This window comes from Streptomyces aurantiacus (assembly GCF_027107535.1).
In the GTDB taxonomy this organism is placed as follows: domain Bacteria; phylum Actinomycetota; class Actinomycetes; order Streptomycetales; family Streptomycetaceae; genus Streptomyces.
In genome coordinates this window covers 9,110,227-9,124,969 of sequence record NZ_CP114283.1, presented here as the reverse complement: position 1 = coordinate 9,124,969, position 14,743 = coordinate 9,110,227, and the positions used below count along the sequence as shown (strand labels likewise).

The 14,743-nt window shown below is 72.5% G+C and carries 18 protein-coding genes; 5 read left to right on the top strand and 13 right to left on the bottom strand.

Going from position 1 to position 14,743, the window contains the following annotated elements:
- Nucleotides 1-10: 10 nt before the first annotated feature.
- The 3 genes from O1Q96_RS42200 to O1Q96_RS42190 form a co-directional block, all read right to left on the bottom strand.
- The gene (locus O1Q96_RS42200; RefSeq protein WP_269253129.1) at nucleotides 11-976 is read right to left on the bottom strand and encodes a helix-turn-helix domain-containing protein; all 966 of its coding nucleotides are present in this window, start codon (nucleotides 974-976) and stop codon (nucleotides 11-13) included.
- A 222-nt stretch (nucleotides 977-1,198) separates the two neighbouring features.
- Nucleotides 1,199-1,408 (bottom strand): DUF397 domain-containing protein, encoded by a 210-nt coding sequence (locus O1Q96_RS42195; protein WP_269253128.1) that lies wholly within the window; start codon nucleotides 1,406-1,408, stop codon nucleotides 1,199-1,201.
- A complete protein-coding gene (locus tag O1Q96_RS42190) occupies nucleotides 1,389-2,231 on the bottom strand; it encodes a helix-turn-helix domain-containing protein (RefSeq protein WP_269253127.1) in 843 nt (280 codons plus the stop codon). Before O1Q96_RS42190 ends, O1Q96_RS42195 begins: the two co-directional genes overlap by 20 nt.
- 106 nt (nucleotides 2,232-2,337) lie before the next feature.
- Between O1Q96_RS42190 and O1Q96_RS42185 the strand changes: the two genes are divergently transcribed.
- Together O1Q96_RS42185 and O1Q96_RS42180 are read left to right on the top strand one after the other, a co-directional pair.
- Complete coding sequence (locus tag O1Q96_RS42185; protein ID WP_269253126.1) at nucleotides 2,338-2,568, top strand: hypothetical protein; 231 nt, start codon at nucleotides 2,338-2,340, stop codon at nucleotides 2,566-2,568.
- A complete protein-coding gene (locus O1Q96_RS42180; RefSeq protein ID WP_269253125.1) occupies nucleotides 2,565-2,765 on the top strand; it encodes a hypothetical protein in 201 nt (66 codons plus the stop codon). The genes O1Q96_RS42185 and O1Q96_RS42180 overlap by 4 nt, the downstream gene beginning before the upstream one ends.
- A gap of 48 nt (nucleotides 2,766-2,813) precedes the next feature.
- Here O1Q96_RS42180 and O1Q96_RS42175 read toward each other — a convergent pair whose 3' ends face one another.
- The 4 genes from O1Q96_RS42175 to O1Q96_RS42160 all read right to left on the bottom strand — a co-directional run bounded on the left by O1Q96_RS42175 (nucleotide 2,814) and on the right by O1Q96_RS42160 (nucleotide 6,026).
- Entirely contained in the window at nucleotides 2,814-3,413 is a 600-nt protein-coding gene (locus tag O1Q96_RS42175; protein ID WP_269253124.1) for a hypothetical protein, read from the bottom strand.
- On the bottom strand, nucleotides 3,410-3,874 hold the full coding sequence (locus O1Q96_RS42170) for an HIT family protein (RefSeq protein ID WP_269253123.1): 465 nt from the start codon (nucleotides 3,872-3,874) through the stop codon (nucleotides 3,410-3,412). Before O1Q96_RS42170 ends, O1Q96_RS42175 begins: the two co-directional genes overlap by 4 nt.
- Before the next feature lie 178 nt (nucleotides 3,875-4,052).
- On the bottom strand, nucleotides 4,053-5,042 hold the full coding sequence (gene murQ, locus O1Q96_RS42165; RefSeq protein ID WP_269253122.1) for an N-acetylmuramic acid 6-phosphate etherase: 990 nt from the start codon (nucleotides 5,040-5,042) through the stop codon (nucleotides 4,053-4,055).
- Nucleotides 5,043-5,102: 60 nt separating this feature from the next.
- Complete coding sequence (locus O1Q96_RS42160) at nucleotides 5,103-6,026, bottom strand: MurR/RpiR family transcriptional regulator (protein ID WP_269253121.1); 924 nt, start codon at nucleotides 6,024-6,026, stop codon at nucleotides 5,103-5,105.
- A 322-nt stretch (nucleotides 6,027-6,348) separates the two neighbouring features.
- On the opposite strand from O1Q96_RS42160, the gene O1Q96_RS42155 reads away from it, so the two are divergent.
- Together O1Q96_RS42155 and O1Q96_RS42150 are read left to right on the top strand one after the other, a co-directional pair.
- Complete coding sequence (locus O1Q96_RS42155) at nucleotides 6,349-6,759, top strand: hypothetical protein (RefSeq protein WP_269253120.1); 411 nt, start codon at nucleotides 6,349-6,351, stop codon at nucleotides 6,757-6,759.
- A complete protein-coding gene (locus O1Q96_RS42150; protein ID WP_269253119.1) occupies nucleotides 6,756-7,049 on the top strand; it encodes a DUF4031 domain-containing protein in 294 nt (97 codons plus the stop codon). Before O1Q96_RS42155 ends, O1Q96_RS42150 begins: the two co-directional genes overlap by 4 nt.
- Nucleotides 7,050-7,104: 55 nt before the next feature.
- Here O1Q96_RS42150 and O1Q96_RS42145 read toward each other — a convergent pair whose 3' ends face one another.
- The 5 genes from O1Q96_RS42145 to O1Q96_RS42125 all read right to left on the bottom strand — a co-directional run bounded on the left by O1Q96_RS42145 (nucleotide 7,105) and on the right by O1Q96_RS42125 (nucleotide 11,342).
- Nucleotides 7,105-8,238, bottom strand: coding sequence for a GNAT family N-acetyltransferase (locus O1Q96_RS42145; RefSeq protein WP_269253118.1), 1,134 nt, complete (start codon nucleotides 8,236-8,238; stop codon nucleotides 7,105-7,107).
- A gap of 18 nt (nucleotides 8,239-8,256) precedes the next feature.
- A complete protein-coding gene (locus tag O1Q96_RS42140; protein WP_269253948.1) occupies nucleotides 8,257-9,480 on the bottom strand; it encodes a Cmx/CmrA family chloramphenicol efflux MFS transporter in 1,224 nt (407 codons plus the stop codon).
- 114 nt (nucleotides 9,481-9,594) lie between these two features.
- On the bottom strand, nucleotides 9,595-10,236 hold the full coding sequence (locus O1Q96_RS42135; RefSeq protein WP_269253117.1) for an HD domain-containing protein: 642 nt from the start codon (nucleotides 10,234-10,236) through the stop codon (nucleotides 9,595-9,597).
- 70 nt (nucleotides 10,237-10,306) lie between these two features.
- A complete protein-coding gene (locus O1Q96_RS42130; RefSeq protein WP_269253116.1) occupies nucleotides 10,307-10,519 on the bottom strand; it encodes a DUF397 domain-containing protein in 213 nt (70 codons plus the stop codon).
- Nucleotides 10,479-11,342 (bottom strand): helix-turn-helix domain-containing protein, encoded by an 864-nt coding sequence (locus tag O1Q96_RS42125; protein WP_269253115.1) that lies wholly within the window; start codon nucleotides 11,340-11,342, stop codon nucleotides 10,479-10,481. The genes O1Q96_RS42130 and O1Q96_RS42125 overlap by 41 nt, the downstream gene beginning before the upstream one ends.
- A 168-nt stretch (nucleotides 11,343-11,510) precedes the next feature.
- Between O1Q96_RS42125 and O1Q96_RS42120 the strand changes: the two genes are divergently transcribed.
- Complete coding sequence (locus O1Q96_RS42120) at nucleotides 11,511-12,206, top strand: copper homeostasis protein CutC (RefSeq protein ID WP_269253114.1); 696 nt, start codon at nucleotides 11,511-11,513, stop codon at nucleotides 12,204-12,206.
- Nucleotides 12,207-12,476: 270 nt separating this feature from the next.
- Here the strand turns inward: O1Q96_RS42120 and O1Q96_RS42115 are convergent, their stop codons facing one another.
- Nucleotides 12,477-14,591, bottom strand: coding sequence for a HelD family protein (locus tag O1Q96_RS42115; RefSeq protein ID WP_419587027.1), 2,115 nt, complete (start codon nucleotides 14,589-14,591; stop codon nucleotides 12,477-12,479).
- Between the last annotated feature and the right edge of the window lie 152 nt (nucleotides 14,592-14,743).

The window sequence follows — 14,743 nt, the reverse complement described above, 5'->3', positions numbered from 1 at the left end:
TGCGTCCCCGTCACAGGCGTGCTCGCTCGTGCCGGTCGACCATCGCCGCGCGGGCCGCCGCGGCGTGCGCGTGGACGGCCGCGGACGACAGGGGGACGGACGGCGGGCGTGGCGCGGGCCCGCCCGAGCAAGGGCCGCAGACGCCGCCCGGCAGGGCTTCCGGACGCCCTGGTGTGCCGCACTTCGCACACTCCAGTACGCGGAGGGGCGGGCGCGGGGCCCGCGCCGGTCCCAGCGCCGGTTCCGGACCCGGACCGGGCGCCGGTTCGGGTTCCGGTGGGAGCTTCGCCGTCAGGCGGTTGCGGACGAGGGCGGCCGGGCTGTGGACCGGAGTGGGGAGGCCTGCCGTCAGGGCCCGGAGTACGTGTTCGTCACTCGCACCCCTCGCGAACCACTCCGTGACGAGCGGGGCGAGTTCGGCGCACGCCCCGGCGGAGAGCGACAGGGCCGGGGCCGTGCGGCCGAGGGCCGCGAGCAGGATGTACGCGCGGGAGCGGGTGGGGCCGGTCGGCCAGGTAGGGCCGGTGGGGTGGCTGGGGCTGAGCTGTCTGTCGGGAGGCTCCGGCGCCTCCTTCGGTACGTCACCTCGCGTGAACGCGGCCCACCACGCGTCGTCCCGTGCCGTTCGCGAGAACCACGTTCGGGTGATCCAGCGTTGGCTTCCCGAGTCGGCCAGGTGTTCGCGTCCCCGACGCAAGTGGCCAGCCCGTTGGAGGTTGTTGAGGGCCGTGCGGAGGGCGCACTGGCCGTACGGGAGCGTCTTGGCCAGCGTCTTCACGGAGATGTCGGCGCCGTTCGAGAGCCGGTCGATGTACGCGGCGACGGCGGCCTCGCGGGGTGGAAGGTGCGCGAAGTCGTGCGCGGCGCGGGGGTGTTGGTCCGGTGCGCCGCGTTTTCCGTAACCCGGATTGGCCATCGGGTGGGGCGCGGTCGCGTGCGCGGGCGGGCAGGCGGGACTAGGCTTGGCGTCAGCCATGGGATCGACTCTCATTCGATCTTGTTGGTCAAGCCCCCGCAGGTGTTCCAGCACCTAGCGGGGGTTGTTCGTTATCCGGGCACGCTAGACCCATGTGACTGTCCGTGGCAAACCGGTCGCTTCGAGTCAACTGGCGGGGAGGGTGGGTGGGTTGAGACCCACCACCCAATCCTGACAAGCAGGGCTCGGAGCTTGGCGCTTGAGCTTCGGGACGGCTGTGGGCTAGTCCTGCTTGAGGTGTGCCACGAACGCCGACCAGGCCTCGGCCCGGAACGCGAGCTTCGGGCCGTCGGTGTTCTTGGAGTCGCGCACGGGGATGTGGGTGGGGTGGCCGGGGGCCACTTCTAGGCAGTCGCCGCCATCGCCGGCGCTGTAGCTGGACTTGTGCCAGATGGCCACGGTGGGGCCGCACTCAGGGGTGTTGGTCTCCATGCTCGTAATTCTGCGCCACCGATTCGATGAAGGTCAGGGAATCCTCGGGTGGCAGTGCGGCGGCCTGGAGGAGGCTGAACGTCAGGGAGTTTCGGGCAACCGCGGCTGGGTCGTCCAGCAGTTTCCCCGTGTCCAGTGCCTCGACGAAGCAGAGAGGCGGCGCGTCTGCGAACTCCATGATCTTCAGGGCGCCGCCCATCGCGGCATGCGTTCCGGCGCTGAACGGCAGAACTTGCACGATGATCCGGTGCTTGCGAGCCATACCCAGTACGTGACGGAGAGCGCCTGCCATCACACCGGCTCCGCCGACCGGTCGGCGCAGCGCGGCTTCGTCGAGGACCACCCACAACAACGGGGTTGTTGGATCGGCCAGGAGACCGGCGCGTTCCATACGGGTCGCCACCAGTTCCTCGATTACGGTATCCGGGGCTGTGGGGCGGTAGGTGCGGAACAGTGCGGCAGCGTATGCCGGGGTTTGCAACAGGCCGGGGATCAACAGCGGGAGGTAGTGCCTGATCGCCGTAGCGGCAGCCTCCGCCTCCGCGGCCTCTGCGAAGTGGTCCGGGTACTTGGACTTGGCAAGCGCCCTGCAGTTGCGCTCGAAGAAGCCGTTCGTGTCGAGGATCTCGTCTATCTGGACGGCGTATTCGAGGTGCAGGCGTCGCGTCCCTGCTTCCAATTGGCCGATGAACGAGCCGCTGACGAACAGCGGCTCGCCCAGTTCGCTCTGGCTGAGCCCTTTCGCTTCGCGAGCGTGACGCAACTCGGCGCCGATCAGGGCGCGGGGCGAGGAGGACGGGTCGAGGGCCTTCGGGCCTGGCATGCGCAACTCCCTGTCACACAGGCGTTGTTGTTGGACGCCGACTATGGCCAGGCTAGAGGCCGAATGGCCACTCTGTGTGGCGAACGCAAACACGCAGAGTGGAGGCATGTCGGTGGTGGAGATGACGTCGGGTGAGCGGGTGCGGTCGACCGAGGACGCGGTGAAGTGTTTGAGAGCGGCCCTCGCGAGAGCCGGTGTCGTCCTGCCGTCGCTCGGCGTCGATCCGGTGACCGCGGCGACCGGGGAGCCGTTCGCCCTGGTCGAGCTGGGGCGCTGCAACGTACGCACGGCCGAGCGCCTGGCCACCGCGCTGCGCGAGGCGGGCGGGGAGGCGTGAGCGCGCGGTACGTGATCGACGTACGGGACGGTCGCCTCGGCCAGGTCATGGGGCACGAGGGAGGTTACGTACAGCTGAGGCCCGTGGGCGGCGGGCGGGAGTGGGACTGCCCACCGGACGCGGTGGGCGAGGCCCCTCCGGGCGAGGTGCTGCGGGCACGGGTGCGCCGGATCAACGAGGAGGGGCGGCTGCCGTGACGTGGGGTGTGACGCGAGGGCCGGGCGGGACCGGGTGGCCCTCACTCGTCAGAGATTTCCCATCGGCTCGATGTCGATCTTCACCGGGGTGCCCCAGATCCGCAGGACCTCGTAGTCCGTGAACTCGTGGATCAGGCGGTAGGCCATGCTCGGGCGGGGGCCCCGGCGCTGGGCGGCGAGATACAGCTCCGCCTCCTGCTTGTCGCGGCGGGGGGTGCCGCAGAGCTGCCAGGCCTGGCCGGTCCACATCTCCGGGAGCCAGCGCTGCTGGGGCTCGGGGCGATCGCCGCGGACGCCGTAACGGGACTTCGTGCGCTCTCCGCTCTCGTCCGGGGCGGACGGCCTGCCCTGCGGGTAGGAGTCGTGGAACGAGTCGTTCACCTTCGAGCGGCGCGAGAGGCGGCGGCGGGTCTCGCAGAGCAGGCAGAGGTCGGGGGCGTCCTCGTCGACCGGTCCCGTGGGGTGCTCGGAGCATCGCGTGGTGGGCGCCGCCGTCGTGACGGTCTCCTCCAGGAGGTCCAGGGCCCGCTTCAGATCGGCCTTCACCTCATGCAGCTTCGCGTCCGGCGTCTCGCCCGACAAGGCGTCCCCATGCTCCCCGAGCACTCGCAGGGCACGCCCCAGAGCGGTCAATTGCGCGTGATTCACGACGCTCCTACTCCTTCCTCTCGACACCCCCCACCCTCCCACGCGCCACTGACAGCCGGTTCCGCCCGCAACCGCTCACACACCTCGGCCACGGCCGCCGCGTCCGGGACGGCCCCGTCCGCGAACATGGCCGTCTGCAGCGCGGGCCCGTAAGCCCCGTACCGTTCGAGATCGGCCGTCAGCGCGGGCTGCACCACGAAGTGGATGTGGCCCGGGACAGCGCCGGCGTGGGACCAGAGGCAGACGTAGACCTGTTCGGGGCAGGTCACCGCCGTGACGGCGGTGCTGACGCGGCGCAGGAGCGGGCCCAGCTCCGCGGACTCGTCCGGCGTCAGGTCGGCCACGTGGAGGACGTGGCGGAGCGGCTTGACGACGAGGGTGCCGAGCGGCAGCGGGCCGACGCAGTGCTCCACCACCCACAGCGGGGTACGGAGGACCGTCCCGCCGGGGAGGACGTCCATTCCGGCGGTGAGGCGGCACGCCGTGCAGGTCCCGTCCGTGCCCGGCGCCGGAGGCCCTCCGGTTCGGGGTTCGTCGGGTCGGGGTTCGTCGGTTCGAGGTTCGCCGGGTCGGGGATTCTCGGTCAACGGCTTCTTCGCGCCTCCTGACGGGGTCGGGCCCTCCCGCGGAACCTGCTGGTCAGCGGGGTTCGGCTGCCAGTGCGGCGCGCAGGTGGCCGCCGCTCTCCCGCAGCAGGCGGGCGGCGGTGGGGCCGTCCACGCCGCCGAGAATCGTGAGGATCGCGTTCTTCACCTCGCCGTCCGTCTCGGCCAGTGCCGCCTCGATCTCCTCGTCCGAGGCGCCGGTGGCGAGCGCGACGATCCGGCGGGAGCGGGCCCGCAGCTTCTCGTTCGAGGCGCGTACGTCGACCATCAGGTTCCCGTACGTCTTGCCCAGGCGGATCATCGTGATTGTCGAGAGCATGTTGAGGACGAGCTTCTGTGCCGTGCCCGCCTTGAGGCGCGTGGACGCCGTGAGCAGTTCGGGGCCCACCACGACCTCGATACCGTGATCCGCCGCGGCCCCCAGCGCGCTGTCCGCGTTGCACGACAGGCCGACGGTGAGGGCGCCGAGCGATCGGGCGTGCTCCACCGCTCCGATCGCGTACGGCGTGCGGCCCGAGGCCGAGATGCCGACGACCACGTCGTCCGCCGTGATCCTCAGCGCCGACAGGTCCTCGACGGCCAGTTCCGCGGAGTCCTCCGCGCCCTCGACCGCCGTCCTGATCGCGGCCGGACCACCCGCGACCAGGCCGATGACCTCGGCCGGATCCGTGTTGAACGTCGGCGGGCACTCCGACGCGTCGAGCACACCCATCCGCCCGGCGGTGCCCGCGCCCGCGTAGACCAGACGGCCGCCCCGGGCCATCCGTGCGGCGATGGCGTCGATCGCGGCCGCGATCCGCGGCAGCTGCGCGGCGACCGCGCCCGGCACGGTCGCGTCCTCGCCGTTCATGAGCTTCGCGATGTCGAGCGTGGACAGCTTGTCGATGTCGGAGTGCTCGGGACGGAACCTCTCCGTGGTCAGGGTCTCCAACTCGGCTTGCAGATCCCGGTACTTGGTGGGTTCCGAAGCGTCGGGGACATCGGGCGTGTCAGGGGCGTCGGTGGCGTCGGAGCTGGAGGTCATGTGCGACGGCTCTTTCCGGTACTGGGCGTTCTCGTTCGGGTGTACTCGTTCAAGGGGTGGCTATCGCGAAGCGCCCCGGTGCCGATGCCGGTGCGCCAATGCCTCGTACGACGCGGACAGCGCGGGCGCCGCGGTCTCGTAGGTCCGCTGTGCGACCCCGACGAACAGGCAGTCGACGACCAGTAGTTGACTCGTGCGGGAGGACATCGCCGCCGGGCGCAGCTCGCTCTCCCGGGCCGTGGAGGTGGTGAGGACGTGGTCCGCGTACTGGGTGACGGGCCCGTCCGGACGTCCCGTGATCGCGATCGTCGTGGCCCCACGCTCGAACGCCACCCGCAACGGCTCTATGACGTCCCCGGTCGACCCGGAGTGCGTGATCGAGACCGCCACGTCCTTGGCGCGCAGCTGCACGGCGTTGGTCACGGCGAGGTGGGGGTCGCTGTGTGCCTGGGCTATGAGCCCGATCCGCAGCAGCTTCTGCGTGAGGTCCTGGGCGACGAGTCCGGACGCCCCGACGCCGTACACGTCGATGCGGCGGGCCGCGGCGAGTGCTGCCACCGCCGCGCCGAGCTGGACCGTGTCCAGTGCGGCCGCCGTGTCGGCGAGGGTCTGCTGTTCGTCGTACGCGAGCTTGGCGACCACGTCCGCGATCGGGTCGTCCACCGCGATGTCGGCCGTCACGGTGGGGGCCCGGCCCGACTGCTGCTGGGCGGCGAGGCCGGCGAGGGCGAGCCGCAGGTCCCGGTAGCCGGGGTAGCCGAGGAGGCGGGCCGTGCGGACCACGGTGGCCTCGCTGGTGCCGGTCAGCTCCGCGAGGCCGGTGACCGTGAGGGCCGCGCAGCCTGCGGGGTCGGCGGCCACGGCCTCGGCGACCCGCTGCATGGAGCGGGTCATCGACGGGGCGAGGGTGCGGACCTTGGCGGCGAGGGCTGCGGGGGCCGGTGGGGCCTCACCGGCGAAAATTTCCTTCACTTGGTGGGTCACATGTGAAAGATATTTTCACTTCGGGGGAGGGTCAAGGGGTGAGGGGGCGGGGAGCGTGCGGGGGCGGGGTGGGTGGAGCGGTGGTGGTCGGCTGCGGGTGGGTGGGGGCTGGTCGCGCCGTTCCCCGCGCCCCTTGAAGGATTGCGCCGTGCCCCGCGCCCCTAAAAGACTGCGCCGTTCCCCGCGCCCCCGAAAAAGACTGCGCCGGGCCCCGCATTCCCGGGTGGCCTGCGGCCCCGGGCGACCTGCGGCCCCGCACGGCCGCGGCCCCGGGCACGACGCGGCCCCGGAGGGCGATGTGCGGGTGGCGCACAATGGACGTATGGATTCTCCGGGCTCTTCTCATCCCGTCCGCCCCTTGGAGCGGGCGTTGCACGCGGCGCGGGCGCTGGTGCTTGCTGATCTTGTCGCGGGTGAGGTCGCGGAGGCCGATGTCGTGTCGATGGTCGAGGAGTCCGTCGTACAGCGGCGCTGGTGGGTGGAGCAGTGGCCCGAGGGGGTCGACTACGTGGCGGGGCTGATCGCCCAGGACGTACAGGACGCGCTGCTGGAGAAGTACGGACGCTGGCCGCTGTGTCCCGTCTGTAGTGCCGGTGATCCCCATGCCCTGGAGGTGGAGCCCGAGTTGGGGCCCGACCCGCACTGGGTCTGCCACAAGGCGGGTGTGCGGGTCTCCGCGGTGGGCGCGCTCCGGACGGCCACGGGTGGCTCCGGCGGGACGACCTCGTCGTGACCGTCTACATAGACCCGCCGGACTGGCCGGGGCACGGCCGCATGTGGTCCCACCTCGTCAGCGACGTCTCGTACGAGGAACTCCACCTGTTCGCCGAGCGGGTGGGCGTGCCGAGCAGGGCCTTCGAGCGGGATCACTACGACATCCCCTCGCACCGGTACGCGGAGGTCGTGCGGGCCGGCGCGGTGGAGGTGCGCAGCCGCGAGATCGTACGCCTGCTCGTCGCGTCCGGACTGCGCAGGCCCAAGGGGCGTACGCAGAGCGGGAGTTCGCAGAGCGGGAGTTCGTAGAGCGGCGGGTTTCCGGACCCGGCGGGGCCCCGCTCGGCCGGGTCGCGGTCGGCCCTCAGCCGGTCCCCGGCCGGCTCGTGGCCGGGGCCCGGTCGCGCCGCAGCTCGTACGCGTACTGGCCGCCGCTCTTCCCGTTCTCTCCGTCCCCTTCGTCCTCCCCGACCCTGGTGAAGCCTGCGCGTGAGACCACGCCCTGGGATGCGGAGTTGGCCCGGTCCACCGTCGCGAACAGGTACGTGAGGTCCTCGCGGGCCAGGGCCCACGCGGACAGGGCGCGCAGGGCCTCGGTGGCGTAGCCGTTGCCGCGGGCCGACGCCGTCAGGTCGTAGCCGACCTCTGCGCGGCCCTCCTCGTCCGGGGCGCCGTGAAAGCCCATCCCGCCGAGCGCACGGCCGTCCTCGCGCCGGACGAGGACGAACATGCCCCACTCCGGACGGTGCACCCCGGCCTCGTACGCCTTGACCACCATGCCCGCGGCGTCCCGCGTGCCCTCGAAGGGGCCGTCCTCGATCCACACGAAGCCCCCGGTGCCGCCCGCGCGCAGGTCGGCGGCGGCCGCCGGGGTGACGCCCTGGAGGGTGAGGCGGTCGGCCGGTACGACGAGGTCGGTGCTCCAGTGCCAGGTGGTGAGGGGTGCGCGGCCGGGCAGGGTGCCCCGGCCCGTGGCCCACAGCAGGGTCCGCCAGTGGTCGGGGCCGGGCTCCGGCCGGACATGCGGGAAGATCCGGGTCAGTACGTCGGCGCAGAGCGCGGCGGGTGGCTCGTAGGGGATGCCCAGTCCCTCGGCCACGTCGTGCGCGTGCACCAGCACCTCGGTGACGCCCATCGCGGCGAAGCCCTCGCGGTCGGCGTCACCGAAGGGGAACGGGTGGAAGGCCCGCACCTCGCGCGGGGTGGTGCGCACGGCGGCCGCGAGGAGGGCCCCGGCGGTCTCGACGACCTGGAGGACGTCCTCGGCGTCCGCACACTCCTCGAAGGTGATGCCGAACGGCGCCGACCGGTCGGCGGACCGGCCCGCCAACTGGCCCGCGTACCCGAGAAGGCCCGAGGCGACGTGCTCCAGCGTCCCGCGGCAGCTCCAATCGAGGAGCCCCGCCCTGACGCTCCAGTCCCGGCCGGTCCCGCTCCGCAGGGTGGCCACCGCGCCCGCGACGGCCTCTTCCACCTGGTCCCCACCCATGGCTCGCATGCCGGTGAGGATAAGTGATCAGTTCGCGGACGGTGAGTGGTCCACCGCTTCGCCGGGCACCAGGGCGTGGGCTCCGGTGACCACCCGCGACGCCGCCGTACGCCGGTGCAGACGCAGCGAGACCGCGGTCACCACGCCCGCCGTGACGGTCAGGCCCGCGCCGGCCCAGGCCGGGGAGGCGAAGCCGAGTCCCGCGTCGATGACGGCGCCGCCGATCCACGGGCCGCCCGTGTTGCCGAGGTTGAAGGCGGCCGTGGTGGTGGCGCCGGCCAGGGTGGGGGCAGCGGCCGCGACGTTGAACATCCGGGCGTTCAGGGCCGGGGCCGTGTAGAAGGCGGAGACCCCGAGCAGGAAGGCCAGGGCGGCGGCGACGGTGGCGTACTGCCCGAGCAGCGCGAGCGCGACGAGCAGGACCGACGAGGCCGCGATGCCCGAGAGCAGCACCCCGAAGAGGTGCGCGTCCGCGATCCGGCCGCCGATCGCCGTCCCGATGAGGGCGCCGATCCCGAACAGCGCGAGCACGGCCGGCACCCAGCCCTCGTCGAGCCCGGCCACGTCCGTGAGCAGCGGGGCGAGGTAGCTGAACGCGCAGAAGACGCCGCCCGCGGCGAACGCGATCAGCGAGATGGAGAGCCAGACCTGCCGGTCGCGGTAGATCCGCAGCTCGTTCCCGAGGCGGGGCTTCTCGTCGGGGAGCGGGATACGGGGGATGAGGGTGGCCACCCCGACGAGCGCGACGGCGGAGGCGCCGCCGACCGCCCAGAACGCGGAGCGCCAGCCGAGGCTCTCGCCGAGGAAGGCGCCCGCCGGGACGCCGAGGACGTTCGCGATCGACAGGCCGCCGATCATCACGGCGAGCGCCCGGGCGCGGGAGCTCACCGGCACCATGGCGACGGCCACGGCGGCGCCGACCGCCCAGAAGCCGGCGCACGCCAGTGCGCTGATCACCCGGGAGGCGAAGAGCACGGCGTAGTTCGGGGCGAGTGCGCCCGCGAACTGGCCGAGGCCGAAGACGGCGATGAGCGCGATGAGGGTCGTACGGCGGGGCAGCCGGAGTGTCGCCACGGCCAGCAGGGGCGCGCCGACGACCATGCCGACCGCGAAGGCCGATATCAGCAGGCCGGCCCGCGGAATGGACACGCCCATGTCGTCCGCGACCGCCGGCAGCAGTCCGGAGAGCATGAACTCGCTGGTGCCCAGTGCGAAGACGGAGAGCCCGAGGACGTAGACGGCCAGGGGCATGCGCGTACGGGTGCGAGGGGAGGGGAGGGCATCGGTGCTGGTGCTCTTGCGCGTGGGGACGGGCATATCAGGTGCCAACCTCGACGGGGGGCAGGCCATTCCATCGGCTGTGGTTCAGGCCGTCAACCGGTCCAGCTCGGCCGTCAGGTTGTGGCGGGCCGGGCCCTCCCATTCCCTTGTGCCGTACGGGGTGTGGAAGAGGCGGGGCAGGTCCAGGAGCTGCCGGAGGATCGCGGCGCGGCCCTCGCGGAAGGCGTCCGGCGGCACGAAGGCGTACTCCTCGCGGACCGCGGCCGTGTAGGCGGCGTACGCGTCGGCGGACGAGGCGAGGACCGCCAGGTCGGCGTCGCACAGGACCTGGCCGTTCGCGTCATCGGCGGCCGGGGCGTGCGTGACCGTCAGCCGGACCAGGCGGGCGACCTCGGCCGTGGCGGTGGCGGACAGGCCGGCCTCGGGGAGCGCGCGCTCGGCGAGACGGGCCGAGCGTTCCTCGTTCTCGGAGCGGTCGGGGAGGTAGACCGCGTCGTGGAACCACGCGGCCAGCCGGACCAGGTCCGGGTCGTCCGCGGCCTTCTCCAGCACGTCGACGTGGTCCAGCACCGCCGTGAGGTGATCGAGGGTGTGATAGCGCCGCTGGGGCTCGGACCAGCGGGCGAGGAGGTTGTCCGCGTAGGGCGCGGGGTCGGGGGTCGCCGTCCCACGGCTCCTGTCGAGCGCGTGGGACCAACGGGTGCGGAGGGCGTCGGGGTCGGCCATGGACCCCATTGTCCGCCCGCCGCCTCCTGCCCTCCGTGCCGGCCGCCTCCCTTTCCTCCGTCCCGGCCGGTTACCGGTCGTCCTTCGTCACGGCGGCCGCCGCGACGAAGGACGACCAGGCGGCCGCACCGAATATCAGCACGCCTCGGGAGGGGGCCTTGCTGTCGCGGACGGGGACGATGCCGGGGAGGTCGTCGCGGACCTCGACGCACTCGTTGGCCGTGCCGCCGCTGTAGCTGCTCTTACGCCAGGTCGCGGTCCTCGGATCGGGCGCGGTACGCATCTTCGTGCTCCTCGGCCGCCTGCTCGATGAGGGCGAGAGACGCGGCGGGCGACAAGGCCGCGGCCCCGAGCAGATCGTAGGTGAGTGTGCAGCGGGTGACCACAGCCGGATCGTCCAACAGGCGGCCCGTCTGGACGCCTTGGACGTATGCGATGGGCGGGGCGTCGTCGAAGGTCATCAGCTTGAAGAGACCGTCCATCCCGGCATGGGCGCCCTCCGAGAGGGGCAGCACCTGGACGATGATCCGGTTGCGGCGCACCAGCGCGGCGATGTGGCGGAGCTGCTCGGCCATGGCGTGCGGGCCGCCCACGGGACGTCGTGCGACGACCTCGTCCAGGATCGCCCAATAACGGGGTGTCGCCGGGTCGTCGAAGATGTGTGCGCGCGCCTGCCGGGACACCATCCGGTCCTCGACGACCTCGTCCGCCACCACCGGGTCGTACGCCCGGATCACGGCCCGCGTGTACGCCACGGTCTGGAGCAGGCCGGGGACCAGGTCCGGCGCCCAGTCCTTGATCGACTGCGCCAGCCCCTCGAACTCGACGACGTCCGCGAAGTGATGCTCGTAGGGCGATCTCATCGCGGCTGCGAGGTTCCGCACGAAGAACCCGTCCGTCTTCAGGATCTCGTCGGCCATCTGCGCGTACTCCGGCTGCATCCGGCGGATACCGGCCTCCAGTTGCCCGACGAACGAGCCGCTGACGAACATGCGGGTGCCCAGCTCCTCCTGGGAGAGGCGGGCCTCCTCGCGCTGGTGGCGGAGCTCGGCGCCGTACAGCGCGCGGGGGGACTGGGACGGGTCGAGTCGCTTCGACTGAGACATGGGGGCAACTCCCTTTCGCGCGGCTGACGTTGTCGGACGGCGCCAGGTCGAGAGTAGTTGCACACAGTGACGTTGCGCGTGCGAATGGTGATATCCGTGGATCTCCGTCGGCGGGCGCGTAGGCTGACTATTGGACTAGACCTGTAGCCGCCCGAGGGAAGAGGTCCTATGAGCAAGCGTGCAGTCCTGGAGGTGATCGCGCTCGACCCCGAGGACGCGGTCGCCGCCGAGGCCGGAGGCGCGGACCGGCTGGAACTGGTCGCCGACATGGCCGCCGACGGGCTCACCCCGCCGGTCGCGGCCTTCGCCGGGATCCGGGACGCCGTCGGTATCTCGCTGCGCGTGATGCTGCGGCTCGCCGACGGATTCGGGGCCGGGGACGTACGGGGGCTCGTACGGGCGGCGCGGGAGCTGCGGGCGGCCGGGGCGGACGAGTTCGTGCTCGGGTTCCTGGACGAGACCGGAGAGCCCGATCTGCCCGCGCTGGAGTCGGTGCTCGCCGAACTGGACGGCTGCCGTTGGACGTTCCACCGGGCGATCGACCGCGCGGCCGACCGTGACGCCCTGCGCAAGCGGCTCTCCGACCTTCCCGGTCTGGACACGTATCTCACGGCGGGGTCTGCGGCCGGCGTGGACGAGGGTCTGCCGACGCTTCTCGCGGAGGCGGCGAGGCGGGGTGAGCCCGGCTACGAACCGTGCCTCCTCGTGGGCGGGGGCCTTCGCCTCGGCCACGTGCCGCGGCTGCGGGCGGCGGGGGTCGACGCGTTCCACATCGGCGGTGCGGCCCGGCCCGGCGGCTGGGCGGCCCCGGTCTCCGCGGAGGCGGTACGGGAATGGCGAACGGCGCTGGACGCTGCCGCCTGAGCCCCGGCCTCCGGCTCCCGGCCCCGGCCTTGGCCTGGCCGCCCCCGGCCCTGGGCGTCTCGATCGCGGCTGCGGGCCGGTGGGGGCTGGGTGCGCAGTTCCCCGCGCCCCTGAGGTGGTGGGGCGGCGGGGCTGGTTGTCGGGTGCGGGTCCGACGTGGCTGGTCGCGCAGTTCCCCGCGCCCCTGAGGTGGGCGCGGGGGAACTGCGCGATCGGCCCCCCGGGCTCGCAGACGGCTCACGCAGGTGGCGCCCGGCAGGGAGCCGGTGCTTACGGCGTGGCCAACTGCGCCGGCAGGGCCGTCGCGTGCGTCACGATCAGACCCGACACCGCTCGGGTCAGCGTGACGTACAGACGACGCAACCCCGTCCGCTCGTCCGGCTCCGCGTCCACGACGGCCCGGGGCTCGTCCAGCACCACGTAGTCGTACTCCAGGCCCTTGGCGAGGGAGGCCGGGACAAGCGTGAGCCGGGCGGCGGCCGTCGTCTCCTCGCCGGGGGCGAGGTGGGGCAGGCCCGCCTCCGCCAGTGCCTCGGCCAGCAACGGCACCCGCACGTCGGCCGCGATCAGACCCACCGAACCCTCGTGGCGCAACAACTCCTCGCAGGCCGCGACCACTTCGGTGTCCGCGCCGATCCCGCGGACCTCGAAGAAGCCCGGATTCTCCCGCACCGACGCCACCGGCGTCAGGCCCGGCGCGATGTGGGGCAGCAGCCGGGACGCGTACGTGATCACGTCCGTCGGCACGCGGAAGCCCGCCGTCAGTTCCTCGACGACCGCTTCCGCCTTGCCCAGATGGGCCAGCGCCTCGTCCCAGCTCCGCGTCGCCCAGGGCGTCGTGCCCTGCGCCAGGTCACCGAGCACGGTCGCCGAGCCGGTCGTGCAGCGCCTGCCCACCGCCCGGTACTGCATGGGGGACAGGTCCTGCGCCTCGTCGAGCACCACATGCCCCAACGAGTGCGTGCGCCGGACCAGGTCCGTGGCCTCGTCCACCAGCACGGCGTCCGCGGCCGACCACCTGACCGACCTGAGCGACCGCGCCGGCTTCGCCCACAGGATCGTCTTCTGCTCGTCCGCCGTCAGGACACCCTCCGCGTGCAGGGACAGGAAGTCCGCGTCGGAGAGCAGCCGGAACACGAGCTTCGGTGGATCCACCGGCGGCCAGAGTGCCTTCACCGCCGCCTTCACCGCGGGGTTGCGGGCGACGGCGTCCTGCACGCGGTCGTCCGGTGCCTCGCCCGACCGCTCCATCTGCACCAGCACCGCGTGCGCGATGCGCTGCGGCAGGGCCTCGCGGGCGGCCCCGTACCGGATGTCCCGGTCCAGCAGCTCCTGCACGATGTCCGTGAGTTCGTACGCCGGTACCCGCCAGCGCCGGGAGCCCCGGACGACCACGACGGGCTCGGTGGGCAGGGTCACGTGCGCCCGGACGGCCCGGCGCAGCACCTCGGCCATCCGGGCGTCGCCCTTGACGACCGCGGTCGTCGCGTCGTCCGCACCCCGTACCTCCACGTGCGCGACCAGGTCGTCGACCGTGGCCTGCTTGACCTCCAGCTCGCCCAGCGCGGGCAGCACCTGCTCGATGTAGTGGAGGAAGGACGCGTTCGGTCCGATGACGAGGGTGCCGGTGCGGGCGAGCCGCTCACGGTGGGCGTAGAGGAGGTACGCGACCCGGTGCAGGCCGACGGCCGTCTTCCCGGTGCCCGGACCGCCCTGCACGCAGACCGTGCCGCCGAGACCGGACCGTACGATCTCGTCCTGCTCCGGCTGGATCGTCGCCACGATGTCGCGCATCGGGCCCACGCGCGGGCGCTCGATCTCCTGCTGGAGCAGCTTGCTGGTGGCCGCGGCCTCGGCGGGGTCGGAGAGATGCTCGTCCTCGTACGCGGTGAGGTCGCCGCCCGTGTAACCGAAGCGGCGGCGCAGCGCGATGTCCATCGGGGACTTCTTGGAGGCCCGGTAGAAGGGCTGGGACACCGGGGCCCGCCAGTCGATCACCATGGGGTCGCCCCCGGCGTCGTGGACGTGCCGGCGGCCGATGTAGAAGCGTTCCCCCTGCGCGCCCTCCGCCCGGTCGGCGCCGGGGGCGTGCAGGTAGTCGAGGCGGCCGAAGAAGAGCGGGGTGTGGGAGAGGTCGGCGAGGGCCTTGATGCGCTCGCCGATCTGGCGGCTCAGGACCTCCGCGTTGACCCAGTTCGCGGTGACGTCCCGGATGTCGAGGGACTGCACGTCCTCCCGCATCGAACGCAGCGCGGCGCGGGAGTGCGAGAGGTGGGCCCGCTCGCGGGAGAGAGGGTCGTCTGACGGAACGGCGCCGGGCACGGCGGAGTCGGGCGGGGTGGACACGGGCGTTGCCTCCGAGGCCTGCGAGAGCTGCCGGGGCATGGTGAGCCCCGCAGAATGGCGGTGGGCCGACCGGTTTCCGTCCGGACGGCGGCGCTCCACGACGGGAGGCGGGCAAGAGCGGAGATCCTAGGCGAGCCGGGGCGGTCGAGGCCAACCGTTTTCCCGTGCGCCCGTCGCCGTCCCCTAGGGGA